At 73.5% G+C, this 24,979-nt stretch carries 22 protein-coding genes and 1 riboswitch; of the genes, 11 read left to right on the top strand and 11 right to left on the bottom strand.

Annotation, left to right across the window (positions count from 1 at the left end; genetic code table 11):
• Nucleotides 1–46: 46 nt before the first annotated feature.
• From CUT44_RS01670 to CUT44_RS01660, 3 genes are all read right to left on the bottom strand, one after another.
• Complete coding sequence (locus CUT44_RS01670; protein WP_233221092.1) at nucleotides 47–298, bottom strand: DUF4235 domain-containing protein; 252 nt, start codon at nucleotides 296–298, stop codon at nucleotides 47–49.
• 175 nt (nucleotides 299–473) lie between these two features.
• Nucleotides 474–2,129: a catalase gene (locus CUT44_RS01665; RefSeq protein ID WP_100200272.1), complete on the bottom strand. Its 1,656-nt coding sequence runs from the start codon at nucleotides 2,127–2,129 to the stop codon at nucleotides 474–476.
• 277 nt (nucleotides 2,130–2,406) lie between these two features.
• The gene (locus CUT44_RS01660) at nucleotides 2,407–3,039 is read right to left on the bottom strand and encodes a hypothetical protein (RefSeq protein WP_233221091.1); all 633 of its coding nucleotides are present in this window, start codon (nucleotides 3,037–3,039) and stop codon (nucleotides 2,407–2,409) included.
• Nucleotides 3,040–3,312: 273 nt separating this feature from the next.
• Here CUT44_RS01660 and CUT44_RS33725 point away from each other — a divergent pair, with 273 nt between their 5' ends.
• The gene (locus tag CUT44_RS33725) at nucleotides 3,313–3,726 is read left to right on the top strand and encodes a hypothetical protein (protein WP_233221087.1); all 414 of its coding nucleotides are present in this window, start codon (nucleotides 3,313–3,315) and stop codon (nucleotides 3,724–3,726) included.
• Between the two features lie 40 nt (nucleotides 3,727–3,766).
• Here the strand turns inward: CUT44_RS33725 and CUT44_RS01650 are convergent, their stop codons facing one another.
• Nucleotides 3,767–4,843, bottom strand: a complete 1,077-nt coding sequence (locus tag CUT44_RS01650; protein WP_100200271.1) for a glutamate--cysteine ligase 2 — start codon at nucleotides 4,841–4,843, stop codon at nucleotides 3,767–3,769.
• Nucleotides 4,844–5,037: 194 nt separating this feature from the next.
• Here CUT44_RS01650 and CUT44_RS01645 point away from each other — a divergent pair, with 194 nt between their 5' ends.
• Nucleotides 5,038–6,069, top strand: a complete 1,032-nt coding sequence (locus CUT44_RS01645) for a DNA topoisomerase IB (RefSeq protein WP_100200270.1) — start codon at nucleotides 5,038–5,040, stop codon at nucleotides 6,067–6,069.
• A gap of 66 nt (nucleotides 6,070–6,135) precedes the next feature.
• Here the strand turns inward: CUT44_RS01645 and CUT44_RS01640 are convergent, their stop codons facing one another.
• Entirely contained in the window at nucleotides 6,136–6,993 is an 858-nt protein-coding gene (locus tag CUT44_RS01640; RefSeq protein WP_100200269.1) for a helix-turn-helix domain-containing protein, read from the bottom strand.
• A 306-nt stretch (nucleotides 6,994–7,299) separates the two neighbouring features.
• On the opposite strand from CUT44_RS01640, the gene CUT44_RS01635 reads away from it, so the two are divergent.
• Complete coding sequence (locus CUT44_RS01635) at nucleotides 7,300–7,785, top strand: ATP-binding protein (protein ID WP_233221086.1); 486 nt, start codon at nucleotides 7,300–7,302, stop codon at nucleotides 7,783–7,785.
• A 65-nt stretch (nucleotides 7,786–7,850) separates the two neighbouring features.
• Here CUT44_RS01635 and CUT44_RS01630 read toward each other — a convergent pair whose 3' ends face one another.
• From CUT44_RS01630 to CUT44_RS01610, 5 genes are all read right to left on the bottom strand, one after another.
• Nucleotides 7,851–9,266 (bottom strand): NADP-dependent succinic semialdehyde dehydrogenase, encoded by a 1,416-nt coding sequence (locus tag CUT44_RS01630; protein ID WP_100200268.1) that lies wholly within the window; start codon nucleotides 9,264–9,266, stop codon nucleotides 7,851–7,853.
• 222 nt (nucleotides 9,267–9,488) lie between these two features.
• Nucleotides 9,489–10,922: a S1 family peptidase gene (locus CUT44_RS01625; RefSeq protein WP_100200385.1), complete on the bottom strand. Its 1,434-nt coding sequence runs from the start codon at nucleotides 10,920–10,922 to the stop codon at nucleotides 9,489–9,491.
• 466 nt (nucleotides 10,923–11,388) lie between these two features.
• Nucleotides 11,389–11,772: a hypothetical protein gene (locus CUT44_RS01620; protein ID WP_146252156.1), complete on the bottom strand. Its 384-nt coding sequence runs from the start codon at nucleotides 11,770–11,772 to the stop codon at nucleotides 11,389–11,391.
• Between the two features lie 204 nt (nucleotides 11,773–11,976).
• The gene (locus tag CUT44_RS01615; RefSeq protein ID WP_100200384.1) at nucleotides 11,977–12,450 is read right to left on the bottom strand and encodes a C40 family peptidase; all 474 of its coding nucleotides are present in this window, start codon (nucleotides 12,448–12,450) and stop codon (nucleotides 11,977–11,979) included.
• 4 nt (nucleotides 12,451–12,454) lie between these two features.
• A riboswitch (cyclic di-AMP (ydaO/yuaA leader) is annotated at nucleotides 12,455–12,607 on the bottom strand.
• A gap of 510 nt (nucleotides 12,608–13,117) precedes the next feature.
• The gene (locus tag CUT44_RS01610) at nucleotides 13,118–14,377 is read right to left on the bottom strand and encodes an acyl-CoA dehydrogenase family protein (protein WP_100200266.1); all 1,260 of its coding nucleotides are present in this window, start codon (nucleotides 14,375–14,377) and stop codon (nucleotides 13,118–13,120) included.
• A 153-nt stretch (nucleotides 14,378–14,530) separates the two neighbouring features.
• On the opposite strand from CUT44_RS01610, the gene CUT44_RS01605 reads away from it, so the two are divergent.
• The 6 genes from CUT44_RS01605 (at nucleotide 14,531) to CUT44_RS01585 (ending at nucleotide 19,329) form a co-directional block, all read left to right on the top strand.
• Nucleotides 14,531–15,172, top strand: coding sequence for a TetR family transcriptional regulator (locus tag CUT44_RS01605; RefSeq protein ID WP_100200265.1), 642 nt, complete (start codon nucleotides 14,531–14,533; stop codon nucleotides 15,170–15,172).
• A 197-nt stretch (nucleotides 15,173–15,369) separates the two neighbouring features.
• Nucleotides 15,370–16,608, top strand: a complete 1,239-nt coding sequence (locus tag CUT44_RS01600; RefSeq protein WP_100200264.1) for a MurT ligase domain-containing protein — start codon at nucleotides 15,370–15,372, stop codon at nucleotides 16,606–16,608.
• Nucleotides 16,609–16,703: 95 nt separating this feature from the next.
• Complete coding sequence (locus CUT44_RS01595) at nucleotides 16,704–17,432, top strand: type 1 glutamine amidotransferase (protein ID WP_100200263.1); 729 nt, start codon at nucleotides 16,704–16,706, stop codon at nucleotides 17,430–17,432.
• A gap of 94 nt (nucleotides 17,433–17,526) precedes the next feature.
• Nucleotides 17,527–18,477 (top strand): cytochrome c oxidase assembly protein, encoded by a 951-nt coding sequence (locus CUT44_RS01590; RefSeq protein ID WP_100200383.1) that lies wholly within the window; start codon nucleotides 17,527–17,529, stop codon nucleotides 18,475–18,477.
• A 56-nt stretch (nucleotides 18,478–18,533) separates the two neighbouring features.
• Nucleotides 18,534–18,692 (top strand): hypothetical protein, encoded by a 159-nt coding sequence (locus CUT44_RS33390; RefSeq protein ID WP_199185555.1) that lies wholly within the window; start codon nucleotides 18,534–18,536, stop codon nucleotides 18,690–18,692.
• Nucleotides 18,693–18,936: 244 nt separating this feature from the next.
• Entirely contained in the window at nucleotides 18,937–19,329 is a 393-nt protein-coding gene (locus CUT44_RS01585; RefSeq protein ID WP_199185553.1) for a DUF4280 domain-containing protein, read from the top strand.
• A 66-nt stretch (nucleotides 19,330–19,395) separates the two neighbouring features.
• Here CUT44_RS01585 and CUT44_RS33385 read toward each other — a convergent pair whose 3' ends face one another.
• Nucleotides 19,396–20,730: a COG1470 family protein gene (locus tag CUT44_RS33385; protein ID WP_100200262.1), complete on the bottom strand. Its 1,335-nt coding sequence runs from the start codon at nucleotides 20,728–20,730 to the stop codon at nucleotides 19,396–19,398.
• A 214-nt stretch (nucleotides 20,731–20,944) separates the two neighbouring features.
• On the opposite strand from CUT44_RS33385, the gene CUT44_RS01575 reads away from it, so the two are divergent.
• Nucleotides 20,945–21,568: a helix-turn-helix transcriptional regulator gene (locus CUT44_RS01575; RefSeq protein ID WP_100200261.1), complete on the top strand. Its 624-nt coding sequence runs from the start codon at nucleotides 20,945–20,947 to the stop codon at nucleotides 21,566–21,568.
• A 159-nt stretch (nucleotides 21,569–21,727) separates the two neighbouring features.
• Nucleotides 21,728–24,964 (top strand): DUF11 domain-containing protein, encoded by a 3,237-nt coding sequence (locus tag CUT44_RS01570; RefSeq protein ID WP_158239552.1) that lies wholly within the window; start codon nucleotides 21,728–21,730, stop codon nucleotides 24,962–24,964.
• The last annotated feature ends 15 nt before the right edge of the window (nucleotides 24,965–24,979 follow it).

Here is a 24,979-nt window from a genome sequence, read left to right as displayed (position 1 = left end):
GGCTCCCGCCACCGGCCCGCCGGCCCGTGGTGCCGGTCCGGGACGCTCAGCCCGGCCAGCTTCCCGTCATCCTGCGGACCACCACGGCACCGCCGCGGTCCACCGCCGCCCTGACCACCGAGAAGATCACTCCCTGGATCGCGGCGGCCAGCAGGATCTCGCTCAGCTTCCGGTCCTCGTCACCGGGGTCGGGGGCGTCGTCCTCGTCGCTGACGAACTTCCACGCCTGCTTGAAGGCCGTGGTCGCGATGGCACCGCTCAGCATGCCGAGCCCGAGGCCCACCGGCCTGTACAGCATCTTCTGCTTTTTTCTCTTCATCGACCGGACCTCTCCTGCCGGGTGTTCCTGTCACGGTCCGGGGGGCCGCCTCCCCGGTCCCCTGGCCGGATTCCCCGTGAACGGCCCGCCACACGGGCGGGTACGCCCGTGTGGCGGGCCGGGTCCGGCGGGGCCGGCGGCCGGGGCCGCCGGCTCAGCGGGTCACCACGTGCCGCTCGTCGGGGACGCAGTGCGTCATCGTCAGGCCGGCCACGTCACGCGGCGGGTTCTTGCCCAGGTTCGCCAGCCGCTCCCGGTCCTCGTCGGTGAGCCGCTGGTCCGGCAGGGGCTCCAGGTGCGCCACGTCCTGCGGGGAGATGCCGAGGCCGTCGCCGACCCGCAGCCCCAGCTCGTTCTCGGCGAGCAGGCAGTGCCACACCATCCGCTCCTGGATGTGCCCGGGGCACTGCCCGAACTGGTCGACGAAGTTCCTGACCAGGTCGTCGCGCTCCCAGTCCTCCATCAGCATGTAGCGCTGCCCGGCCTGCAGGTAGTCGTTGGTCCGGGGGATGCGGCTGCGGGTCAGCCGGCCGCGGAGTTCCGGTCCCTGCTCGCCGTAGCCCGGCCCCTCGGCCTCGCGCAGTCCGCCGAGGGTGGACGGCTCGTAGTTGACGTGCCGGTTCTCGCCCCGGGGGTCGGTCGCGTACGCCATCGGGCCGCCGTTCTGGTTGGTGTGTACCGGGGCCTTGGCCTGGTTCACCGGCAGCTGGAGGTAGTTGGGGCCGACCCGGTAGCGCTGGGTGTCGCTGTAGGAGAAGGTGCGGCCGACCAGCATCTTGTCGTCGGAAAAGTCCAGGCCGTCGACCAGCACGCCGGTACCGAAGGCGATCTGCTCGTTCTCGGTGAAGAAGTCGTCCGGCATCCGGTCGAGCACCATCCGGCCCACCGGCTTGGGCGGGAACTCCTGCTCCGGCCAGGTCTTGGTGTCGTCCAGCGGATCGAAGTCCAGCTCCGGGTGCTCGTGGTCGTCCATCATCTGCACCAGGAGCTCCCACTCCGGGTACTCGCCCCGGCCCACGGCCTCGTACAGGTCCTTGGTGGCGTGGCCGAGGCTGTCGGCCTGGACGTTGGCGGCGTCCTCCTCGGTCATGGAGCGCACGCCCTGCCTGGGCATCCAGTGGTACTTGACCAGCATGGTGCGGCCGTCGGCGTTCTCCCACTTGTAGGTGTTGACCCCGAAGCCCTGCATGTGCCGGTAGTCGGCGGGGATGCCGCGCGGGCTGAAGAGGTTCACCAGCATGTGCATCGACTCCGGGGTCTGCGACATGAAGTCGAAGATCCGCTCGGGCCGCTGCTCGAACGTCACCGGATCGGGCTTGAGGGCGTGGATGACGTCGGGGAACTTGATCGCGTCCCGGATGAAGAAGACGCCCAGGTTGTTGCCGACCAGGTCCCAGTTGCCCTCCTCGGTGTAGAACTTCACCGCGAAGCCCCGGGGGTCGCGGGCGGCCTCCGAGGAGTCCCGGCCGCCGATGACGGTGGAGAAGCGGACGGCCACGTCGGTGCGCTTCCCCTGCTCCTGGAACAGCTTGGCTCGGGTGTAGCGGCTGATGGGCTCGTCGCCCCAGGAGCCGTACGCCTCGAAGAAGCCGAAGGCCGTCACACCGCGCGCGTGCACCACGCGCTCGGGGATGCGCTCCCGGTCGAAGTGGCTGATCTTCTCCAGGAAGTGGTAGTTCTCCAGCGTGGCCGGGCCCCGGGCCCCGACCGTGCGCTGGTTCTGGTTGTCGTGGATCGGGTGCCCCTGCCGGTTGGTGAGTACCGGCCGGTCGTCGCCCGTGGTGGCTCCCCGCTTCGCTGTCTCGGTCACGTCCTGGTCTCCTTCGAACATCGGGTGCGGATGTGGTTCCGAGTCCGCCGCACCCGACTGCCTCTACCCCGATCCGCCCCATTCGTACCATCGGATGACCCATAGGGTCTTTGGGTCTTTTGCGGAACGGGGTGAGTGACCGGTGCGCGGGGTGGGGCGTGTGAGGCGACGCACACCGGAAGCGGGACCGTGCGGTCCCGTGGACGGGACGAGACGCCGGGGTACGCGCCGGGCCCGCGGCACCCCGGACGGGGTGCCGCGGGCCCGGTGTGCGGGGTCAGCGTTCCAGGTCGCCGCGCATGGCCACGAACAGCTTCCCGGCCTCCGCCAGGTCGCTGTCCGGGAACAGCGCGACCGCGGCGGTGCTCTCGTCCGCCCAGCCGCAGATCACGTTGCCGCTCTCGGCCAGGGAGGCCAGCAGGCACTCCACCGAACCGCCCAGCGGCCCCGGGTCGGCCACCGGCTCGGCCGTGGGCTGCCCCAGCTCGGGGTCCCACTGGATGTGCTCCAGCATGCCGCGGAAGAGGTGCTCACGACGCTTGTTGGGGTCCTCCGGAACGTTGTCGACCCCCTCGAAGAGGATCGGGTCGCCGCCGTCCGGGTCGGCGAAGTGGCTGACGACCAGCCGCATGCCGTCCCGCATCTCCCCCGGGTCGACCGGCACGTCCGTGACCGCTCCGTCTCCCATGTGCCTGCGCAGTCCGCCCGCCTCCTCGGCGTCCACCAGAGCCCGCTCGCCGTCCGGCGCCGGGGTGCCCGGCGTGGCGGACCGCGAGGCGTCCGGCACGGCGGGCCCGGAGGAGCCCGGCGCGGCCGGCACGTCCTCCGGCTGGCAACCGGTCAGCGCCGCCACCGCCAGGACCGCGACGACGGCCGTCTGGCGCAGAACTCCGCTGGATGTCCGAAACACAGTGGTGTACCCCCCTGTCCAAGGCCGTCCCCCTGACGACCGCGACCAGTGGACGCGCAGGTGAGCCGGGCCGGTTCCCGTTTCCCGGGGTCTGTTGTAAAGAGCGTCGACAGCCCGGGAAGCTGACCGGAGTTCCGCTGTCCCCGCCGACCGATCCGGGGTACGCATGACAGGGCGCGCCGGACAGCGCGCCGGACAGCGCGGGCCCGACCGGTCCGGCGGGGCCGTACCGGGGGGCGCCGCCCCCGGGGCCAGGAGAGGAGGGCCGCTCCCGTGCTCACCGACGCGGACGCGGAAGACGCGGAAGGGGACGGCGTCCCGCGGCCGGAGGGGGCCGGCGGGGCCGGCTGGTGCGCATGGGTCACCGGTGACTGCTGGCTGTGGTGCGGGCGCACCGGCACGGCGGTGACCTGGCTGGGACCGGTGATCTCCTGGGGCACCCACGCCCCGCTGTACGCCTGCGAGGACTGCATACGCCGCCTGGAGGAGCAGGTCCGGACTCCTCCCGCCCACCGCACCGCCGCCTGCTGGCTGTGGTGCGGGCGCGAGGGCGTACCGGTGACGCTGCTGGCGGAGGTGGAGCACCAGGACGGGACGGCCGTCTTCCACGCCTGCGACGAGTGCATCGGCCGGCTCAAGCAGCGGGTGCTGGCGCTGGCGCTGGGCAAGGATGCGGCGGAACGCTGAGCGCCCCGGCCGCGTCCTCGACACTGAGCGCCCCGGCCACTCAGGCCAGGGTCCTGCGGACCGCCTCCTGCACCACGGCCCCCAGGTCGCCCGTCTCCTCCATGACGGCACGCTGGACGTCGGCGCCGTTGCCCCGGCGGAACAGCTCCTCCACTCCCTCCCTGACCAGGGTCAGGTCCCCGCTGTCCGACAGGGCCGGGGCGACATGGTCCACCAGGGCTCCCACGACGGTCTCGGCGGGCGCGGGCTTGAAGGTCACCGGGTGCACCAGATCGCCGATCAGCCCGGAGCGGCTCGCCCGCCACGCGGCCAGCCGCAGCAGGCCGACACCGACCGGCGACGGCGGCTCACCCGCCCGCCAGGCGCGTGCCGCGGTCTCCACCAGGCCGCGCACGAGCGCGGCGATCACCACCGTGTCGTGGACGTCCAGGCACACGTCGGCGACCCGTACCTCGACCGTGGGGTAGTTGCGCGACAGCCGCGCGTCGAAGTAGATCATCCCCTCGTCCAGCAGCGCCCCGGTCCCGATCATCGAGCCCACCTGCTCGTGGTAGCGCTCGGCCGAGCCGAAGGCCTCCACCGGTCCCGCCGACGGCCACCTGCCCCACACCCGGCCGCGGTAGCTGGCGTAGCCGCTGTCGGTGCCCTGCCAGAACGGCGAGTTGGCACTCATCGCCAGCAGCGGGTACAGCCACGGCCGGATCCGGTCCAGGACCGCCACCCCCTCCTCGTCGGACTCCACGCCCACATGGACATGGCAGCCGCAGGTGAGCTGCTCCTGCACGGTCAGGCCGTACTCCCGTGCCATCCGCCGGTAGCGCTCGTCGGGGCTGAGCGAGGGATGGGCCTCCACCGGCGAGGTGGCCAGCGCCGCGACCTCGGCACCGGCCGCCCGGGCCCGCTGGGACGCCGCCCCGCGCCACCGGCGCACCTCGACCGCGAGGTCCACCATCTGGGTACGGGGACGGGTGCCGGTCTCCACCTGCTCCCGCTGCAGTTCCTTCTCCAGTTCCTCGTCCTCCCCCGCGGAGGCCAGCACCGCCCCCGAGACGGCCCGCGGCTCACCGCTGTCCGCGTCCACCAGGAGCAGTTCTTCCTCGATCCCCACACTTCGCATCCCACAGCCTCCTCAAGGGGTGTTCCGTCCAGCGGTTTCCCCGGCCCGGCCGGAGTACGCCGCCCGCCGCGCGGTACGGCCGAGCACTGTCATGGTTGTACCGAAAGGGGGAAGCGGAAGGGACGGGAGCGGGCGCCCGCCGTACCGGCGGCGTCCGCACGAGCTGCGCCGCACCGGTGAGGCTGGAGGATCACTTGCGTCTGCGCCACACCCGTCCCGACGACCCCGGCCACACCCGCAGGCGCCACGGCCGCGGCTTCCGCTACCTCGACGCCGCGGGGAACCCGCTGCGCGATCCGGCGGAGCTGGCCCGGATCCGGGCCCTGGCCATCCCGCCGGCCTGGCGGGACGTGTGGATCTGCCCGAGGTCCAACGGCCACCTCCAGGCCGTGGGCACCGACGCCGCGGGCCGCCGCCAGTACCTGTACCACCCGCGGTTCCGGGCCGAGCAGGAGCGGGCCAAGCACGACCACGTGCTGGAGGTGGCCGAGGCGCTGCCCCGTATCCGGGCGGCGGTCGAGGAGCACCTGCAGCAGCGCGGGCTGACCCGGCAGCGGGTGCTCGCCACCGCCGCGCGCCTGCTGGACCTGGGTTTCTTCCGGATCGGCGGGGAGCGCTACGCGGAGCTGAACAACTCCTACGGCCTGACCACCCTGCTGCGCGAGCACACCAGTTGCGGCAGCGGCGCGGTGACCTTCAGCTACCCGGCCAAGCACGGCAGGGAGCAGGTCCGCGCCGTGGCCGACCCGGCGGTCTGCCGTGCCGTACGCGCCCTGAAGCGCCGCCGTGCGGGCGGCGACCGGCTGTTCGTCTACCGGGAGCGGCCCGGCTGGCACGAGCTGACGGGCGAGGAGCTCAATGCCTATCTGAAGGAGCAGGGCGGAGTGGACATCACCGCCAAGGACTTCCGCACCTGGCACGCCACCGTGCTGGCCTCCGTCGCCCTGGCCGTCTCGCGGTACGCCGACCGGAACGTGACCGCGCGCCGCCGCGCGGTCACCCGCGCCGTGCGGGAGGTGGCCGAGTACCTGGGCAACACCCCGGCGGTGTGCCGTGCCTCGTACATCAATCCGCGGGTCATCGAGCTGTACGAGGAGGGCGTGACCATCGCCCCCGTCCTCGACCGGCTCGGGGACCGGGCGGCCTTCGGAGCGCCCGCCACCCGGGGCGCCGTCGAGGAGGCCGTGCTGCGGATGCTCCGCACCGGCCGCCCGCCGCGCGGCTGAGGCGGTACCGGGCCGGACCGGCCCCGGCGGTCCGGGCGCCTCAGAAGCTCTCGTCGGAAGCTCTCGTCAGAAGTTCTCGCGCAGCCCGCGCAGCACCCGCTCGGTCTCCTGCACCGGAACGGCCTGGGTGACCATGCGGTCGAGGGCCTCCAGATAGGTGGTGACCTCGGGGCGCTCGTCGATGTAGACGGCGCCGGTCAGGCTCTCGCTGTAGACGACGTCCGGCAGCTCCGGGTAGCTGAACCGGAAGAGCTGGAAGGGGCCGAACATGCCGGGGTGCGGGCCGGCCTCGAAGGGCATGACCTGCAGGCTGACGTTCGGCTTGGCGCTCTCCTCGATCAGCCGGTCGATCTGGGCCCGCATGACCGCGGCGTTCCCGACCGGCCGCCGCAGCACCTGCTCGTCCAGGACCATCCACAGCCGCGGCGCGCCGGGCTTGGCCAGGAGCTGCTGCCGTCCCATGCGCAGCGCGACCCGGCGGTCGAGCTCCTCCTCGTCCGCCGCGGGGAAGCCGGTCCGCAGCAGGGCCCGGGCGTAGTCCTCGGTCTGGAGCAGACCGGGAACGCAGTGGGGCTCGTAGGAGCGGATGAGGCTCGCCTCGCTCTCCAGGCTGACGTAGAGGCTGAACCAGTCCGGCAGGACGCTGCGGAAGCGGTGCCACCAGCCGGGCCGGTTGGCCTTCTCCACCAGCGCGAGGAAGGAGTCGGCCTCCTCCTTCCCGACGCCGTAGCTCTCCAGCAGTGCCTTGACGTACAGCGGGCGCAGCCCGACCTCGGCCTTCTCCATGCGGCGGACCGTGGACGTGGTCACGCTCAGCACCGCGGCGGCCTCGTCGAACGACTTGCCGGCCCGTTCCCGAAGATCGCGCAGTCGCAGACCAAGGACGATCTGTCCCACTGTCGGCGCCGACCGGGACTCGCCCATGGCCTCTCCTTCCCCACCCACGCCTTGCCGGCAGAGCAGTGTGCCATGGCACCGGCGACGCGGCCAGGGTGCAAGTTAAATCTTGCAATTTGCAGAACTCTTCTTGCCTTTTGCGTGCAGCAGTGAGCATAGTAGCCGGGTGATCCAGTTCACGACGCGGTCGCGCCGGCGTCGAACCGTCCCGGTCCGCGGACCATCCTCCACCACCCGCCCGGTCCGCACACCCACCACCCTCCCCTGCCGTGGCGCACTGGACGCAGCAGCCGGCCGGCGAGCGTCCCCCGGCACGCGAAAGGCGAGCCCGTGATGGCTCCTCTCCCCTACTCCGCGCACACCCACTCCTCGCCCATGGTCCCCATGTTCCCGGCGGCCGTACACGTCCCCCGCCCCCGCCCCCGGAAACAGGCGCAGTTCGAGGTACCGGCCCAGCGTTCCTCCGTGGGGACGGCACGGCACCTGCTCACGGAGTGGCTGGGCCGCTGGCACTGCCCCCGGGGGGTCATCGACACGGCACAGCTGGTGATATCCGAGTTCGCCGCCAACGCCGTCCTGCACACCGCCAGCGACCGGATCGTCTGCCGTGTCCTGCAGGGCGAGCGGCGGCTGCGCATAGAGGTGTGCGACCAGGGCACCGGCCCGGTCGGCCTCGCGCCGCGCCAGGCCGGTCCGGACTCGACCAACGGACGCGGACTCCAACTGGTCGACACCCTCGCCGACGCCTGGGGCGACATCCCCGCGGTCCGTTCCCGGGGACGCGTCGTGTGGGCGGAGCTGAGGCTGGACGAGGCCTGACGGCGGGGGCCGTACGCCCCGGCCGGTGACGCCGCGTCCCGGGGCGGGCGGCCGCCCCGGCGGCGCTACTCGGCGGCGGGCATGTCCGGGGGCGTGCCGTACCAGACCGTGGTGGCGTTGCAGAACTCGCGGATGCCGTGGCCCGCCAGCTCCCGGCCGTAACCGGAGCGCTTCACCCCGCCGAAGGGCATCGCCGGGTGCGAGGCGGTCATGCCGTTGAGGTAGACGCCGCCCGCCCGCAGATCGCGCACACAGCGCTCCTGCTCCGCCGCGTCGCGGGTCCAGACGTTGGAGCTCAGGCCGAAGGAGGTGTCGTTGGCGACCTCGATCGCCCCCTCCAGGTCCGCGACCCGGTACAGGGTCGCCACCGGCCCGAAGGTCTCCTCGTGGTGCACGCGCATCTCCGATGTGACGTCCGCCAGGACGGTCGGCTCGTAGAACCAGCCGGCCGGGTGCTTCGCGGGCCGCCGTCCGCCGCACAGCACGGTCGCGCCGCGCTCGCGGGCGTCCTCGACCAGCTCTTCCAGATCCGCCCTGCCCCGCTCACTGGCCAGCGGTCCGACGTCGGTGGACTCGTCCAGCGGGTCGCCGACCCGCAGCGCCCGCATACCGTCCGTGAAGAGCCGGGTGAACTCCTCGTACACCTCCTCGTGGACGATGAACCGCTTGGCCGCGATGCAGGACTGGCCGTTGTTCTGGGTCCGCGCGGTGACCGCCGTCTCGGCCGCCGCCACCACGTCCGCCGAGGGCAGGACGAGGAACGGGTCGCTGCCGCCGAGCTCCAGGACGGTCTTCTTGATCTCGTCCCCGGCGACCGAGGCCACCGAGCGTCCGGCGGGCTCACTGCCGGTGAGCGTCGCGGCGGCCACCCGCGGGTCCCGCAGGACGCCCTCGACCGCGCCGGAGCCGATCAGCAGGGTCTGGAAGCAGCCCTGCGGATAACCGGCGCGGCGGAACAGGTCCTCCAGGTACAGCGCGGTCCGCGGCACGTTGGAGGCGTGCTTGAGCAGACCGGTGTTGCCCGCCATCAGCGCGGGCGCGGCGAAGCGGACCACCTGCCAGAGCGGGAAGTTCCACGGCATCACCGCCAGGACCGGGCCCAGCGGGCGGTACCGCACGTACGCGGTACTGCCGCCGCTGTCCTCGACGTCGGCGGGCGAGGGGTGCTCGTCGGCGAGCAGGTCCGCGGCGTGCTCGGCGTACCAGCGCATCGCCTTCACGCACTTGGCGGCCTCGGCCCGGGCCGCGGTGACCGGCTTGCCCATCTCGGTGGTCATGGTGCGGGCGATGTCGTCCCGGTCCTTCTCCAGCAGGTCGGCCGCCCGGCGCAGCAGTCCGGCGCGCTCGGCGAAGCCGGTGGTGCGGTACTCCTCGAAGGCCCCGGCGGCCCGCTCCAGTCGCGTCTCGATCTCCTCGGGTCCCAGGGCGTCGAAGGTCTGCAGGGTCTCCCCGGTGGCCGGGTTGGTCGTCGCGATGGGCATGAGGTCCCTCCTCGAAGGGCGGCGGAGGCGGCGCGGCCCGCGGCCGGCTGGTCACGTACGCGGGGCCGGGTACCCGTCCGCGGCGGTCTCAGTCGGCGTCCGCACGCCGTACGGCACGCCCCGGGGGTGGGAGACGGGACGGGTGCTCCCGGGGCGTGCCGTGCTGAGGGGGCGGCCGGGCTCCGCCGGTCCGCGAGGGGGAGGTGGCGGTGGTGCGGGCGGTCAGTTCCGGCGCGGGTCGCGGAAACCGTTTCCGGCGGTCGCGCCGCCGTCCTCCGCGCCGCCGACACCACCGTCGGCACCACCGGCACCACCGGCACCACCGGCACCACCGTCGGCACCACCGGCACCGTCGTCGATGCCGCCGTCCGCACCGCCGGCGCCGTCGCCACCGCCGCCACCGCCACCGCCACCGCCACCGCCACCGCCACCGCCACCGAGCTGGGCTCCGGTGGCCTCCAGCGCGGTGGTGACCGGCTGGAAGAAGGTCTCGCCGCCCCGGGTGCAGTCACCGCTGCCGCCGGAGGTCAGCCCCACCGCGGCGTCGCCGGAGAACATCGCGCCGCCGCTGTCACCGGGCTCGGCGCACACGTCGGTCTGGATCAGGCCGTTGACGATGTCGCCGTTGCCGTAGTTGACGGTGGCGTTCAGACCGGTGACCGTGCCCGCGCTGAGGCCGGTCGTACTGCCGCTGCGCCGCACCCGCATGCCGACGCTCGCCTCGGCGACCCGGGTGATCTCCTGGACGGTGCCGTCCTTGAGGTCGACCGTGCCGGAGGCCTGGGCGGCGGGGTCGTCGTAGACGACGAGTGCGAAGTCGCTCACCGGGAACCGCGACGCCACGACGGTGCCCAGCGGCGCTCCGCCCTGGGCGTCGGCGGTCCAGGCCCGCGAGGCGTTGCCGCAGTGGCCCGCGGTGAGGAAGGCCGGGGCACCGTCGAGAGTGACGTTGAAACCGAGGGAACAGCGTGATCCACCGCCGAAGATGGCGTCGCCGCCGTCCACTCCGCCGGCCGCCTCGGTCCCTCCGCCCCCACCGGTGGCACCGCCCGTCTCGTCTCCACCGGTCACGCTTCCGGCAGCGCCGCCGTCGGTGCCGTTCTCCCGGGACCCGTCGTCCCCGAAGCCGTCACCGTCGCCGTCGCGGCCCAGGCCGTCGCGGTCCCCGGTGAAGGGCCGGAACTCGCCCGCGGACCGTTTGACGGTCACCACGCCGTCCAGCGCGCCGGTGGCCTGTCGCAGCTCCGCCATCCGCTCGCCGGTGACCGTTCTGTCGGCGAGGACGACGACCTTGTTGGTCCTGGGGTCGATCGACCAGGCGGTGCCGGGGATCGACGCGGTGTCGCCCAGGGTGCGGGTGGCGGCCCTCAGCTCCGCCATGCTGTTCTCGACGATCACCGCCCGGGCGCCCCGTGACTCGGCCGCCCGGGCCGCCTCCTCGTCCAGGACGTTCATCACCAGCCGGTCGTCGCCGTCGTCGAAGTACCAGCCCGCGGCGTCCGTTCCGAGGTCCGCCGCGAGAGTCGAACCGAGCTGCGCGGCCGACGCGAAGGTGAGCGTCCGCGGCCCGGCCCCGGCGGGCTCGTTCCAGCTCGCGCTGGCGTTCGGCAGCACGATCGCCGCGACCGCGACGACCACCGCCCCCGCCCCTGCCATCGCGCCGGTCCGCTTCTTCACACGTCGGTGACTCAACTCACTGACCTCCACTGCGCGGGCGGACCGGCGGGAAGCCACCGGCCCGGGATGCCGTACGGACCCACGGCCGCCCGGGCCGCCGTGCTGGTGTCCGTGCCGGAGCGGGGCGGTGCGGTGCGGGAGCCGCTCCCACACCGCACGCTCCGGCCGCCAGGAGGTACGGGGCCGGTCCGTCCCGGTGCTCAGGGGCACTCGTGACCGGACAACTTCCGGCATCCGGCGCCGGGGGGAGGGATACGCTGGGAGGTTCGCTGCCGGGTACCCCTGGTGACGCCGGGCCAGTGCCCCGGCGTCACCAGGGCGCCGTCGTCCGCCCTGTTCCGCCGTCGTCCGGTGCGACGGCCGGGTGGCGGCGGAACGGGACAGGGTGCCCTCCGGCCGGGTCAGCGGCCGGAGGGCACCCTGGTGTCGCCGTTCCCGGGCCCGGTCACCGCTGGGTGAGCCGCAGCCTTACCTCCACCTCCTGATCACCGGAGACGCGGGGCTCGGCGGTGACGTCGTAGTAGCCGGACAACGTCTCCTGGACCTGCCGGACCGAGTCGGGACTGCCGCTGATGTCCGCCTCGGTGGACTCCTTCAGCTCCAGGGCGCAGTCGACCTCCCCGTGTGTGCTGACGTCGACCGTCCCCACCCAGAACTTCCGCTTCTCCCCGCCGCCCCCGCCGTCCTGCTCCCGGCCGTCCCCCAACTGGGGCGACCGCGGGAACGCCGACCTCAGCACGGCGAAGACCGCCGCGGCGTCCGAGGCGGTGCAGTCGGGCAGCTCGATCTCGACAAGGCTGGCGCTCTCTTCGTTCTGCACAGTGCTCATGGTCCCTACCTGTACCCCGCTGCGGGCGATGGTCACAGTCGGGATGCGTCCGTCCGCGGCCTCCCTCCCCGCACCCGGCACCACCGCGGGCGCGGCCGGGCCGGAAAGCCGGACGGCGCGCCACGGGGTTCTCCCGTGGCGCGCCGTCGTTCCCGGCTCCCGGAGGCACCCGGGCCTCGCGGGCCGGACCGGGGCCGGCCCGGTTTACCTCACCCGCCCGTACCGCACGCTCTTGGTCCAGATCTTTTCCTTCCGGACGGTCTTCCCCGGCTTCGGGGAATGCCAGATCTTTCCGCTGCCGGCATAGATGCCGACGTGGTAGACACGGCCGCCGGAGTGGAAGAACACCAGGTCGCCCTTCTTGCGCGACTTGACGGAGACCTTCTTGCTGCGGTTGTACTGGGCAGCCGCGGTGCGCGGCAGTTTCTTGCCCGCCTTCTTGTACGAGTACTGGGTGAGTCCCGAGCAGTCGAAGCGCCTCGGCCCCGCGGCGCCGTACTTGTACGGCGCGCCCTTCTTGGCGGCCGCGACCTTGAGGGCCTTGCCTGCCGGGGTGGCGGCCTCGGCCTCGGGAGTGGCGTTCGGCACCAGTGCCGCCCCCGCCAGCGTCGCCACGGTGACGGCGGAGGTGACGGCGGCCCGGGAGGCGAGTCCCGGTATACGTGCGTACGCGGACATGAACTGACCCTTCGTCATCCGCCTGCGAAAGATGACCTGTCGGGTTCGGGCCGGCGAAGTTGCCCGGCCACCGAAGTGGCTTCACCCCAAGGGCCGCGTGGGACACGGCCCGCCTTGCTCGGGTCTCCCGCTCCTGCCGATCCGTTGTGGTTCGTCTCTCGCCCGGGTGGCGGCAGGACTCGGCGTCCGCCCGGACCGCCCCGCCGTGTGACGGGGACTTGGCAACGCTTACGGATACTGCGTCAAGAACGGCGCGATTTCGAAGACTGAAGGCTTTCTGTGAACTTCTTCACTCCTGCGCAATCCGGCCGCGGAACCGCTTCACCGGCCGGTTGGTTACCGCATGAAACGACCTTTGATCAGGGGCTTTTGACACCTTGTCCGGAGGCGTGGAAAGGGTGCGCGGAATCCCGCGCGGGCCCGGCGCGGGTGAGCCCCGTCACCCCGAATGGCTGCCCGCGTGTCGGGTGAATCCGGCACCGTTCCGCGCGGGAACCGTCACCCGGCGGCGGCATGACACCCCGTCGGACGGAGCCACCCGGATGCCCCGGCTCCGGGGCACCACGCCCGCCGGGCGCGCACGCGGACGGGGCCGGGCCGCATGCGGCCCGGCCCCGCTCCCGGAACGGCGCGCCGCGGCCGCCCCGCGGTGGTGGCCCGGCGGAGTTCAGCGGATGTGCACGCCCGAGATGGTGCGGGCGACGACCAGCCGCTGGATCTCGCTGGTGCCCTCGAAGATCGAGTAGATGGCGGCGTCCCGGTGCATCCGCTCCACCGGGTACTCCCGGGTGAAGCCGTTGCCGCCGAGGATCTGGATCGCCTGGGCGGTGACGGCCTTGGCCGTCTCCCCGGCGAACAGCTTGGACATCGAGCCCTCGGCGGCCTCGAAGGGCTTGCCCGCCGCCGCCATCCACGAGGCCCGCCACACGAGCAGCCGGGCGGCGTCGATGCGGGTGCGCATGTCGGCGAGCTGGAAGGCGATGCCCTGGTTGTCGATGATCGGGCGGCCGAACTGGACCCGGGTCCTGGCGTAATCCAGCGCGACCTCGTACGCGGCGCGGGCGATGCCGACGGCCTGGGCGCCCACGGCCGGGCGGGAGGCCTCGAAGGTGGCCATCGCGGCGTTCCGCACGCTCCCCCGGCCTTCGGCCGGGGGTGCCCCCACCCCGGCCTTCCCCCGCTTCGCGCGCTCGCGGGCGCGGGCGAGGCGCTCGTCGAGCTTCTCCTTGCCGCCCAGCAGGCAGTGGCCCGGGACGCGGACGCCGTCCAGGACGACCTCGGCCGTGTGGGAGGCGCGGATGCCGTGCTTCTTGAACTTCTGCCCCTGGGACAGGCCGGGGGTGCCCGGCGGCACGACGAAGGAGGCGTGCCCCTTGGCGCCGAGTCCGGGATCGACGACGGCGACGACGACATGGACGCCCGCGATGCCGCCGTTGGTCACCCAGGTCTTGGTGCCGTTGAGCACCCACTCGTCCGCGGCCTCGTCGTAGACCGCGCGGGTGCGCATCGCGGAGACGTCCGAGCCGGCGTCCGGCTCGGAGGAGCAGAAGGCGGCGACCTTCACGTCGTTCTCGTCGCCGTACATCTGCGGGATCCAGGTGCCGATCTGCTCCTCGGTGCCGTTGGCGAGGACGCCGACGGCGGCCAGCGCGGTGCCGACGATCGACAGACCGATGCCCGCGTCGCCCCAGAACAGTTCCTCCATGACCACCGGGATGCCCAGGCCGGTGGGGTCGAAGTACTGCTGTGCGTAGAAGTCCAGCGAGTACAGGCCGATCTTGGCCGCCTCCTGGATGACGGGCCACGGGGTCTCCTCGCGCTCGTCCCACTCCGCGGCGGCGGGGCGTATGACATCGGCCGCGAAGCCGTGGACCCAGTCCCGTACCGCCTTCTGGTCGTCGCCGAGGTCGAGCGCGAACTCCCCCATGGAGGCCCTCCATCCGTTGTTACTGGCGGTAACAGAGATATGTTACCCACTGGTCCGCTGTCAAGCTCCTGTTCCGGACAGCTCCACCGCGCTCCAGGGGTGTTACGTTGCGCTCAGGTGACGGTGAGCGGCCGCGGACGGGGAGACCAGGGCATGGGGACCACACAGCGGGAGGGCCGGCGCACCGCCACGGAACGCCGCCGCAGGGAACTGCTGGAGGCCGCCGAGCGCGTGGTGCTCCGGGACGGACCCGGCGCCTCGATGAACGCCATCGCCGCCGAGGCCGGGATCACCAAGCCCATCCTGTACCGGCACTTCGGCGACAAGGGCGGGCTGTACCGGGCCCTGGCCGTCCGGCACACCGACGCCCTGGTGGACGCGCTGCGGGCCGCGCTGGACGCGCCCCGTGACCGGCGCGAGCGGGTGGCGGCCGCCCTGGACACGTATCTGTCCGCCATCGAGGCCCGCCCGCAGGTCTACCGCTTCCTGATGCACCCCGCCGAGCATCCCGGCGGGGACCGCGGCTTCGACGTCGGCCGGCACTCGGCCCCGCTGCTGCGGCGGCTCGGCGAGGAACTGGCCACGGTGATCGCCGAACGCGTCGACCTGGGCCCCGGGGACGGAGAGCGGGCCCGGATCTGGGGCCACGGCATCGTCGGCATGATGTACGCGGCCGGGGACTGGTGGCTGCGCGAGCGGCCCTACCCCCGCGACCTGCTGGTACGGCAGTTGGCGGACCTGCTGTGGGGCGGCCTGGCCACGGCGGACGACCGGGCGGGCGGCCCCGGTTTCTGACCCTCCGGCCGGGCCTCCCCGGCCCCTCCCGGCAACCGCCGCACGGGACGGGCGGAAGCGGAACCTCCGCGGCTGCGCCGCGCCGCACGGTCGTCATGTCCCGCACTGCGGTGATCATCCCGGGTGGCACGATTCGGGGACGGGAGCGGACCTCGGTAGGCTGAGGCCCGATCCAGGGGCAAGGAGGGACAAGGACGATGGCAGGGAACACGGAACCGCTGCCGCCACGGTCCAAGTTGGCCGTGACGGCCGGCAAGGCCGCTGCGGCGGTGTCGCGAGCCGCGGGCCGGGGCAGCGGATCGGTGATCGGCGGAAAGGTGGCGCTCAGACTCGATCCCGACCTGCTGGCCCGACTGGCACAGAACCTGGACGTCGTCCTGGTGTCGGCGACCAACGGCAAGACCACCACGACCCGGCTGATCGCCGAGGCCCTGCGGGCCGCGGGCCCGGTCGTCTCCAACGCGCTGGGCGCCAACATGCCCGCGGGCATCACAGCGGCGCTCGCCGGCAGCGGTGACGCGCGCTACGGCGTCATCGAGGTCGACGAGAAGTACCTGGCGACGGTCGCCCGCGACGTGACCCCCAAGGCCATCGCCCTGCTCAACCTCTCCCGGGACCAGCTCGACCGCGCCGCCGAGACCCGGATGCTGGCCGAACGGTGGCGTGAGGGCCTGTCCGGGTCCAAGGCCGTGATCATCGCGAACGCCGACGACCCGCTGGTGGTGTGGGCCGCGTCCTCCTCCCCCAACGTGGTGTGGGTGGCCGCCGGCCAGGAGTGGAAGGACGACGCCTGGTCCTGCCCGGCCTGCGGCGGTGTGATGCAGCGGCCGGGCGACGACTGGTTCTGCGGGGAGTGCGGTTTCCGCCGTCCCACCCCGACCTGGGCGCTGTCGGGCGACCACGTGCTGGATCCGCACGGCTCGGCCTGGCCGATCCACCTCCAGCTCCCCGGCCGCGCGAACAAGGCCAACGCCACCACCTCCGCGGCCGTCGCCGCCGCCTTCGGCGTACCGCCCCAGGTGGCACTGGAGCGGATGTACTCGGTCACCGCGGTGGCGGGCCGCTACGACGTGGTCTCCTACCAGGGCCGCCAGATCAGGCTGCTGCTGGCCAAGAACCCGGCCGGCTGGCTGGAGACCTTCTCGCTGATCGACGCCCCGCCCTCGCCCGTCATCCTGGCGGTCAACGCCCGCGGCGCGGACGGCACCGACACCTCCTGGCTGTGGGACGTGGACTACTCCCGGCTGGCCGGGCACCCCATCTGCGTGATCGGCGACCGCAAGCTGGACCTGGCGGTCCGGCTGGAGGTCGCGGGCGTCGACTTCCAGGTGTGCCAGAACGCCGCCGAGGCCGTACGTCAGTGCCCGCCCGGCCGGATCGAGGCGATCGCGAACTACACCGCGTTCCAGGACCTGCGCCGCGTTGTCGGCAACTGACCCCCCGGACACCCTCCGGATTCCTACCCCCTCTTTCACCCCCCTTTCGATCCCTTCCGATCCCTTCGAACCCCGGCACGGCGAGGACGGCGAACATGAGCGAGAGCGGCCTTCGGCTGGTGTGGGTCTACCCGGACCTGCTGAGCACCTACGGCGACCAGGGCAACGTACTGGTGGTGGAGCGGCGCGCCCAGCAGCGCGGGCTGGGGGTGCACCGGACGGACGTCCGCTCCGACCAGCCGATCCCCACCTCCGGTGACATCTACCTGATCGGCGGCGGCGAGGACCGTCCGCAGCGGCTGGCGGCCGAGCGGCTGCGGCGTGACGGCGGGCTGAACCGGGCCGTGGACAACGGCGCGATCGTCTTCTCGGTGTGTGCCGGCTACCAGATCCTGGGCCGCGAGTTCGTCAACGACCTCGGGCAGCGCGAGCCGGGGCTCGGGCTGCTGGACGTGACCAGCACCCGCGGCGAGGGCGAGCGGTGCGTCGGTGACGTCCTGGCCGACATCGACGAGCGGCTGGGGCTGCCCCAGCTCACCGGGTTCGAGAACCACCAGGGCATCACCCATCTGGGCCCGACGGCCCGGCCGCTGGCCCGGGTCCGGCTGGGCAGGGGGAACGGCACCGGCGACGGCACCGAGGGTGCCTGGAACGGCACCGTCTTCGGCACCTACATGCACGGGCCGGTACTGGCCAGGAACCCGCAGATCGCGGACCTGCTGGTCAAGCTGGCGCTGGACGTGAACGCGCTGCCGCCGGTGGAGGACCGCTGGTACGAGGCACTGCGCGCCGAGCGGATCGCGGCGGCCACCCAGCCGGCCTGACCCGCACGTCCGCACACCGCCCCCGGCCGGAGCTCCGGCCGGGGGCGGTTCTACTCTGGTTCGAGCGGATCGGCACGGTATGGGAGAGCTGCGGATGGACCACGACGGACACGGCACGGCGACGGATCTGCCGCCGTTCACTCTCGGGCGTGGTCTGGAGTTCTCCGGCGAGCCGTTCTTCCTGGTCGGCTGCCTGCTCGCGCTGGCCCTCTACGGCTGGGGCGTGCTGCGGCTGCGGCGGCGCGGCGACTCCTGGCCGGCGGGCCGCACGGTCGCCTTCGCGCTGGGTGTGCTGACGGTCGCGCTGGTGATGTGCACGGCTCTCAACGACTACGGCATGGTGCTGTTCAGCGTCCACATGGTGCAGCACATGGTGCTCAGCATGCTGTCGCCGATCCTGGTGCTGCTGGGCGCGCCGGTCACCCTGGCCCTGCGCGCCCTCCCGGCCGCCGGCCGGGGCCGCCGGGGTCCGCGCGAGACGCTGGTCGCCGTGCTGCACAGCCGCTACATGAAGGTGATCACCCACCCGGCGTTCACCATCCCGATGTTCATCGCCAGCCTGTACGCGCTGTACTTCACCCCGCTGTTCGACTTCCTGATGGGCTCGGGGCCCGGGCACATCGCGATGATGGTGCACTTCCTCGCGGTGGGACTGGTCTTCTTCTGGCCGATCATGGGCGTGGACCCGGGACCGAACCGCCCGGGCTACGTGATGCGGATGCTGGAGCTGTTCGCCGGCATGCCCTTCCACGCCTTCTTCGGCATCGCGCTGATGATGGCGAGCGCCCCGATGGTGAGCACGTACGCGGACCCGCCCGCCTCGCTGGGGGTCGACGCGCTGGCCGACCAGCACGCGGCGGGCGGCATCGCCTGGGCCTTCAGTGAGATTCCGTCGGTCCTCGTGCTGATTGCCCTCGTCTTCCAGTGGTACTTCTCCGAACAACGGCAGGCCCGGCGCAGTGACCGGGCCGCCGACCGGAACGGCGACCGGGAACTGGCGGCCTACAACGCCTACCTGGCGTCGTTGCAGACACGCGGACGGTGACGCGCCGGGACGGCACGGCGCGGCACCGTCCGCCGACCGGGAGGAAGGTGTGGGCGATGCCGGACACGGCGAAGGCCATGACCGTGACCACCGTGGCCGCTCTGGTGCTGGCGACCGCCTATTCCGTGGCGCTGGGCGGCAGCGGATGGGTGTGGTTCGCCTGGGTGGTCCTGGTACTGGTGACGCTGGGCATGGTCACCGCGCGGGAGCGCTGACGGCCCGGCGGGCAGCGGCACGACGGCGCGGCGGTGGCCCGGATCCGGACGGATCCGGGCCACCGCCGCGCCGTACGGGGCGGGACTGCCCCGCGGGATGCCCCGGTGCCCCTTCCGCCCCGCCGCCCCGTCCCGTAGTCCTGGAGAACGGACCGGCCCGGAACGAGTACCGGGGCACCCCGCGGGGCAGCCCCGCGTGACCGGAGGGCTCCGCGTCCGCGAACCCGATTCCCCAGGAGGGACAGTGCGCAGAGAACTCGTCGTCGCGGGGGCGATGCTGCGGTGCTCGTTCGGGGCCGCTCCGGCGGTCCTGGTCGTACCGCCCCGGAACACCACCTCCGCGAGACGGCCGGTCGCCACCGTCCAGGACATCCGGCCGGTGGTGAACATCCCCACGTTCGGCATGTGCGCCAGCCCGCTCAACCCCGCGGTGGTGGCGGCCACCGCGGCGGCGGCGGGGGTGCCCACCCCGGCGCCCTGCGTCCCGGCGATCGCCGCCCCCTGGGTGCCGGGCTCCCCGACCGTGCGGGTCAACCGGCAGCCCGCGCTCACCGCCGCCTCGACCTGTGTGTGCCGCTGGTCGGGCATGGTCACGGTCGTCAACGCGGGCCAGCGGAGCGTCCGGGTCGGCGGCTAGGAGCCGCGCCGTACGGTCCGGGGCCGTACCGGCGGAAACCACCGGCCCGGCCCCGGACCGTACGGGTCAGCCGCCGTCGGGCGACGCCGAGGAGAACGGGACCGAGGTGCCGTTGACGAAGACCGACTCGGCGCAGGTGCCGGGCGGCGGGGCGTCCGGAGGGCTCCCGGGCCTGCGGCAGGTCACCGTCATCACGATCTCGCTGCCCGGCGGCGCCTCGATGGGCGTCACCCAGTGGTTGTCGTAGCTGCGGAAGTTCTCCAGCGCCAGTGAGGTGACCGTCCTGTCGTCGATGGTGACCCGCAGGGTGCCGGTGTCGCCCTGCGGGGCGTCGGCCACGATGTCGGTGATCAGCAGCATCCGGTCGTCGGGCACCCGGAAGACCTGCCGGTCGCTCCCGCCCGGGGAGACCCTGGTCTCCAGCACGGTGGCGAACTCCACCCCGCCGCCCTCCCGGGCGCTCCCGCCCCCCGTACCGCCCTGCCGGCCGGTGCTGCCGCCGCCGTCCGTCTGGCCCTCGCCCCCGGAGCCGCCGGGCCCGGCGCCGCCGTCGGCCGCTCCCCCGCCGGGGCCGCCGTCCTGGCCGCCGGACGCGGAGGGAGACGGCAGACCCGAGGTGTCCGTGGCCTCCTCGATCGCGGCGTCGGCCTGCTCCCGGGCAGCCGAGCGGACCGAGGGCAGGACCAGCGTGAACCACAGCAGGAGCAGCGCGATGAGCAGCGCGAGCAGGGCCAGCAGCCAGTAGGGGAGAACCGGCTGCTGGACGTACACGCCCTCGGCGGTGACCGGCTCCTCCTCGTCCTCCCCCCGCACCCGCGCCTCGAACGGATGCGGTACGGCCGCCCCGAACCAGAGCAGCTTGCGCGACCGGGCGGTCAGGTCGGTGAAGGTCTCCTCGCCCGGTTCGAGGGTGAGCGTCTCGGCGGACAGGGAGTGGCCCACCTCCTCGGAGGCCCCCTCGGCGGAGAGCAGCACCGACACCGGTGTGTTGCCGAGGTTCGCCACCCGTAACTGGAACCGGGCGCGCAGCCGCCGCTTCCGCTGGGCCGGCAGCACCTCCGCCGCCAGTTCGCGGAACGGCAGCACCGTCACCCGGCCCTCGGGGACCACCGCTCCCCCGGGGCGTTCCGAGGGCAGCACGCGGACCGCGTACGGCACCTCCCCGGCGCGCACCTCCGGGGAGCGCGGCGGCCGGAAGACCAGCGTCACGGTCCCCTCGGTCCCCGGGTACAGCGAGAGGGTCCGGGGCTCCACGGCGGTCCACTCCGCGGTGTCGCCGACGACGGTGAATCCGTAGGACTCGACGATGTCCCCGCTGTTGCGCACGTTCAGGACGACGTGCCGCTCGTCGCCCGGGGCGACGGAGACGGAGGAGTGGTCCACATGGGCGGTGGTGCTCATGGCCGCCGACTGTAGGCAGCCGCCGGGCACCGCGCAGGGCCGGAAAGGGAACCCATCGGGGCAGTCCCGGAGGCTGTTAGGCCGCCGTTATGGGCCTGGCAGGAGCCGTTCCGCACACTGGGCGCAGCCGAACGCCGTACCCGGGCCCGGCCGTACCGCGCTCTTCCACACCTTCCCGTGCCCTCCCGTGCACCCGTCTTCCCCGAGGAGTTCCGTGGAACGCGTCGCCGTCTGCATCCACACCGACGACCCGATCTCACGTTCGGGTCTGCTCAGCCAGTTACGCACCTGCCCCGAGCTGCGGATCCTGCCTCCGGAGGAGCAGGACCGCGCGGAGGTCCTGCTGGTCGTGGCCGACACCGTCGACGATCCGACGGCCGCGCTGCTGCGCCGGCTGCGCCGCACCACCCCGGCCCAGCTCGTCCTGGTGGTCTCACGGGTGGACGACACGGGGCTGACCACGGCCGTCGAGTGCGGGGTGGTCGCCCTGGAGCGGCGCAACGAGGCCACTCCGGCCAATCTCGTCAGGGCGATCGTCTCGGCCGCGCGGGGCGGGGGCAGCATGCCGCCCGACCTGCTGGGCCGGCTGCTGGAGCAGATGGGCCGGCTCCAGCGCCGGACCCTGGACCCGCGCGGGCTGGCCTTCTCCGGTCTGCAGCCCCGGGAGATCGAGGTGCTCAGGCTGGTCGCGGAGGGATTCGGCACCCGGGAGATCGCCGAGCACCTGGCCTACTCCGAGCGCACCGTCAAGAACGTCCTGTACGACGTCACCAACCGGCTCCAGCTGCGCAACCGCTCGCACGCCGTGGCGTACGCCATCCGCGAGGGACTGATCTGACCGGCCTGCCCCATCGGGCAGCGCGCTCTTCCCCATCCCCCGTCCAGGCGGCCACTGCGCGCCGGACGGGGGACACCGAGGATGGGCGGCGATCCGGAAGTCCCGGGAATCCGACGACCCGAACGATCCGACCGCAGGCGGGTGCCCCCCGTCCCCCTGATGGGATACCAGCTGGTGCGTCCTCTCGACCGCGGACCGGGCGGCAGGCTGTGCACCGCCGTCCTGGCGTTACTGCTCCTCGTCACGGGCGGCGTGCTCGTGCAGCTGCCCGCCGCGCCCGCCCAGGCCGGCCCGGACGGCACCACGGCCCCGGGCCGGATCGCCTACGGCGGGACCCAGCACCGCAGCATCGGCACGGTGGACCCGGGCGACACCGGGCGGAGCGGCCCTCTCTTCCCGGACGGGCCGCAGCACCACGACGACGAGGTCTCGGCCAGGGGCGACACCCTCGTGTGGACCAGCCTGCGCGACTCGGCGCGCCCGCAGGTGTACCTCAGGAGGGGCGACGGCCCGGTCGTCCGGCTCACCGACTCCGCCGAGGGCGTACGGCATCCGGTGCCGTCTCCCGACGGCTCCCGGGTGGCGTACGCGGCGACGGCGGACCGCCCGGACGGCGGCCACGACATCTGGGTGGTGGACGCCGACGGGAGCGACCCGCGGCGGGTGACCGACGGCAGGGGCGACAACGTCTGGCCCACCTGGTCCCCGGACGGCGAATCGCTGGCGTTCAGCGGGAAGCGGGGCACCGGCGGCGACTGGCAGATCTACCGCGTCCCCGCCGCCGGCGGCGCCATCGACCAGCTCACCGACGACGCCGTGGACGAGGAGGCGGCCCGGACCGAGGATCTCGGCAACCTCCAGCCGTCCTGGGACCCGGTCGCGGCGCACGACCGCATCCTCGTCACCTGCCGCTACTCCCAGGGTGCGGGTGACGAGCCCGCCCGGCTCAAGGTGATCCCCGCCTCCGGAACACTCGGCACCACCGGTGTGGAGATCCTGCCCGGCCAGGACTCCCGCCAGGGCAGCTGGTCCCCGGACGGCACCTCCGTGGCGTTCGTCAGCAACTCCCTGCCGGGCGGTCCCACCGGCGCCGGCGCGCCGGACCGGGTCTACACCGTGGAGGTCGGCGCGGACGGCAGCGCCGGGACGCCACTGCTGCGGCTGGCGGAGGACCGGCTGGTCGCCGGCCCCACCTGGTACCCGCCGGGCGGGCAGGGGCTGCTGGTCAGCCGTACCACGGCCGCGACCGCCGCGACCATGAACCTGATGGACGTGCTCCCCGACGGCTCGGACCCGCGGGACCTCCGGGTGCCGCTGCGCGACCTCAACCAGGACCGGGCCTACGGCTACAGCCCCGCGGACGTGAGCCAGCAGTACTCGCCGGACGGCCGCATGATCGCCTTCACCCGGGTGGACTACGAGAACGACACGCGGCGCAGCCGGGTGTGGCTCGCGGGTGCCGACGGCAGCGACCCCCGGCCGCTGCCCGACGAGGCCACCCCGGCGACGGCCAGCACCGGCTTCCCCGCCTGGTCGCCGGACGGCACCCGGATCGCCGTCACCCGGTCCTGCATCCCCTGCCGCATCGACACCGAGATCGCGGTGCTCGAGGTGGCCACCGGACGGCAGCTCTACGTGGTCCCCTCCACCGAGGAGCAGTCCGAGACCGAGCCCGCCTGGTCCCCCGACGGCGCCACCCTGGCATTCGCCCGGCAGGTGCCCACCGGGGAGGGGCAGGAGGACATCTCCCACCTGTGGACGGCCGCGGCGGCCGACGGCGGCGGGCAGCGGGACCTCACCGCGGTGGACGATCCGCTGGGCGCGCGGACCCGGGAGAGCCACCCGGCGTACTCCCCCGACGGCGCCACCCTGGCGTACTCCCCCGCCGGGCGGCTCGGCCTGGTCGGCGCGGACGGCACCGGCCCGCAGCCCCTCCCCGATCCGCAGGGCGTCTGCCGGGTGAGTGAGAGCTACGGCGACGGCTGCGGCGATCCCGCCTGGTCGCCGGACGGCACCCGGATCGCCGCGAGCGGCATGGAGGAGGCGACCGCCACCCCCCACGACCCCGAGACCGTCCGCCGGTACATCGCGCTGGTGGACCCGGTCACCGGCGAGGCGCGGCGCGTCACGGGCGCGCGCTTCCGCGGCGCCGCGGGCGAGGACGGGCAGCAGGTCGCGCCCACCTGGCAGCCCACCTCCGACCTGGGCACCGAGCTGGCCGTACCGCCCGAACCGGTGACCGAGGGCGAGACCGGGAGCCTCGTCGTTACCGTCGTCAACCGGGGGCCGGCGCCCTCGCCCGGTACCGTGCTGACGATCGGCGTCCCCGAGGAGCTGCGGCCGGCCGGCACCGTGCCCGGCACCGGCAGCTGCACCGAGGACCTCCACTGCGACCTGGGCACCCTGCCGTCCGGTCAGGTGGTGCGCGTCGAGCTGACCTTCACGGGCAACACCCCGGGCACCTTCCCGGTCACCTGGACGGTCGGCGGCACCCTGCCCGACCCCTACGAGCCCGACAACCGCGGGGACACCCAGGTGGTGGTCACCGAGCCGGCACCGCCCACCTCGCCCCCGCCGAGCCCGTCACCCTCCCCCTCCCCCTCCCCGAGCGTTCCTCCGTCACCGAGCGCACCCCCGAGCCCCGGTCCGACGCCCGGCAGCCCCTCCGCCCCTCCCCCGCCCGCTCCGCCCACCCTCCTCCCGCCCGGTCCGCCCAGGCTCGCCCCGTCCGCCGACCCGGCGGTACGGCTCACGGTCACCCCCGATCCGGCGTACGTCGGCGGCCTGGTCACGGCCACCTACCGGGTGTCCAACGGCGGCGCGCGTCCGGCGGCCGGAGTGCGGGTGCGGCTGACGCTGCCCTCCGGCGTCCCCGTCTCCCGACGGCCCGCACAGTGCGACGCGCGGCTGCTGTGCCGGGTCGGTGACCTGGCGCCCGGGACCTCACAGGTGCTCCGGGTGGTCCTCGCCCCCACCTCCGCCGGGGCCCTGCGCCTGACCGCCCGGCTCACCAGCACCGGGCCCGACGCCGAAGCGGGCAACAACCGCGCGGTGGAGACCGTACGGGTGCTGCGGCCGCGCATCGAGGTGGTGCCCGAGGTCGGGCCCCCCGGTTTCGTCACCAGTGTGCGCGGCAGGGACTTCCCGCCCGGCGTGCCGGTGCGGCTCACCTGGGAGCCCGGCATCACCCCCGCCTCCCGGCCGGCGGTCCCGGGGGCCGACGGCACCTTCACCGCGCAGCTGCTGATCCTGCCCAACGACGCGCGCGGCCCCCGCACCGTCACCGCCACCGACGCCCGCCCCACCGGCCCGGCCGCCCTGGCCCCGGCGACGGCGGAGTTCCTGGTGGTGGACCGGACACCGGACCCGCCGCTGTTCGACAGCCGGAACTTCTGACGGAAGGCGGCACCG

Origin of the sequence: Streptomyces carminius (assembly GCF_002794255.1) — a bacterium.
In the GTDB taxonomy this organism is placed as follows: domain Bacteria; phylum Actinomycetota; class Actinomycetes; order Streptomycetales; family Streptomycetaceae; genus Streptomyces; species Streptomyces carminius.
This window is presented reverse-complemented; position numbering and strand designations above follow the sequence as displayed.

What these genes read in the sequence shown, in the direction of transcription:
- CUT44_RS01620 (WP_146252156.1), bottom strand. Translation starts at nt 11,772, where the DNA reads ATGAGCACTGTGCAGAACGAAGAGAGCGCCAGCCTTGTCGAGATCGAG.
- CUT44_RS01670 (WP_233221092.1), bottom strand. Translation starts at nt 298, where the DNA reads ATGCTGTACAGGCCGGTGGGCCTCGGGCTCGGCATGCTGAGCGGTGCC.
- CUT44_RS33390 (WP_199185555.1), top strand. Translation starts at nt 18,534, where the DNA reads ATGCCGGACACGGCGAAGGCCATGACCGTGACCACCGTGGCCGCTCTG.
- CUT44_RS01640 (WP_100200269.1), bottom strand. Translation starts at nt 6,993, where the DNA reads ATGGGCGAGTCCCGGTCGGCGCCGACAGTGGGACAGATCGTCCTTGGT.
- CUT44_RS01595 (WP_100200263.1), top strand. Translation starts at nt 16,704, where the DNA reads ATGAGCGAGAGCGGCCTTCGGCTGGTGTGGGTCTACCCGGACCTGCTG.
- CUT44_RS01650 (WP_100200271.1), bottom strand. Translation starts at nt 4,843, where the DNA reads ATGCGAAGTGTGGGGATCGAGGAAGAACTGCTCCTGGTGGACGCGGAC.
- CUT44_RS01610 (WP_100200266.1), bottom strand. Translation starts at nt 14,377, where the DNA reads ATGGGGGAGTTCGCGCTCGACCTCGGCGACGACCAGAAGGCGGTACGG.
- CUT44_RS01570 (WP_158239552.1), top strand. Translation starts at nt 21,728, where the DNA reads ATGGGATACCAGCTGGTGCGTCCTCTCGACCGCGGACCGGGCGGCAGG.
- CUT44_RS01630 (WP_100200268.1), bottom strand. Translation starts at nt 9,266, where the DNA reads ATGCCCATCGCGACGACCAACCCGGCCACCGGGGAGACCCTGCAGACC.
- CUT44_RS01600 (WP_100200264.1), top strand. Translation starts at nt 15,370, where the DNA reads ATGGCAGGGAACACGGAACCGCTGCCGCCACGGTCCAAGTTGGCCGTG.
- CUT44_RS01590 (WP_100200383.1), top strand. Translation starts at nt 17,527, where the DNA reads ATGGACCACGACGGACACGGCACGGCGACGGATCTGCCGCCGTTCACT.
- CUT44_RS01635 (WP_233221086.1), top strand. Translation starts at nt 7,300, where the DNA reads ATGGCTCCTCTCCCCTACTCCGCGCACACCCACTCCTCGCCCATGGTC.
- CUT44_RS01615 (WP_100200384.1), bottom strand. Translation starts at nt 12,450, where the DNA reads ATGTCCGCGTACGCACGTATACCGGGACTCGCCTCCCGGGCCGCCGTC.
- CUT44_RS01625 (WP_100200385.1), bottom strand. Translation starts at nt 10,922, where the DNA reads ATGGCAGGGGCGGGGGCGGTGGTCGTCGCGGTCGCGGCGATCGTGCTG.
- CUT44_RS33385 (WP_100200262.1), bottom strand. Translation starts at nt 20,730, where the DNA reads ATGAGCACCACCGCCCATGTGGACCACTCCTCCGTCTCCGTCGCCCCG.
- CUT44_RS01605 (WP_100200265.1), top strand. Translation starts at nt 14,531, where the DNA reads ATGGGGACCACACAGCGGGAGGGCCGGCGCACCGCCACGGAACGCCGC.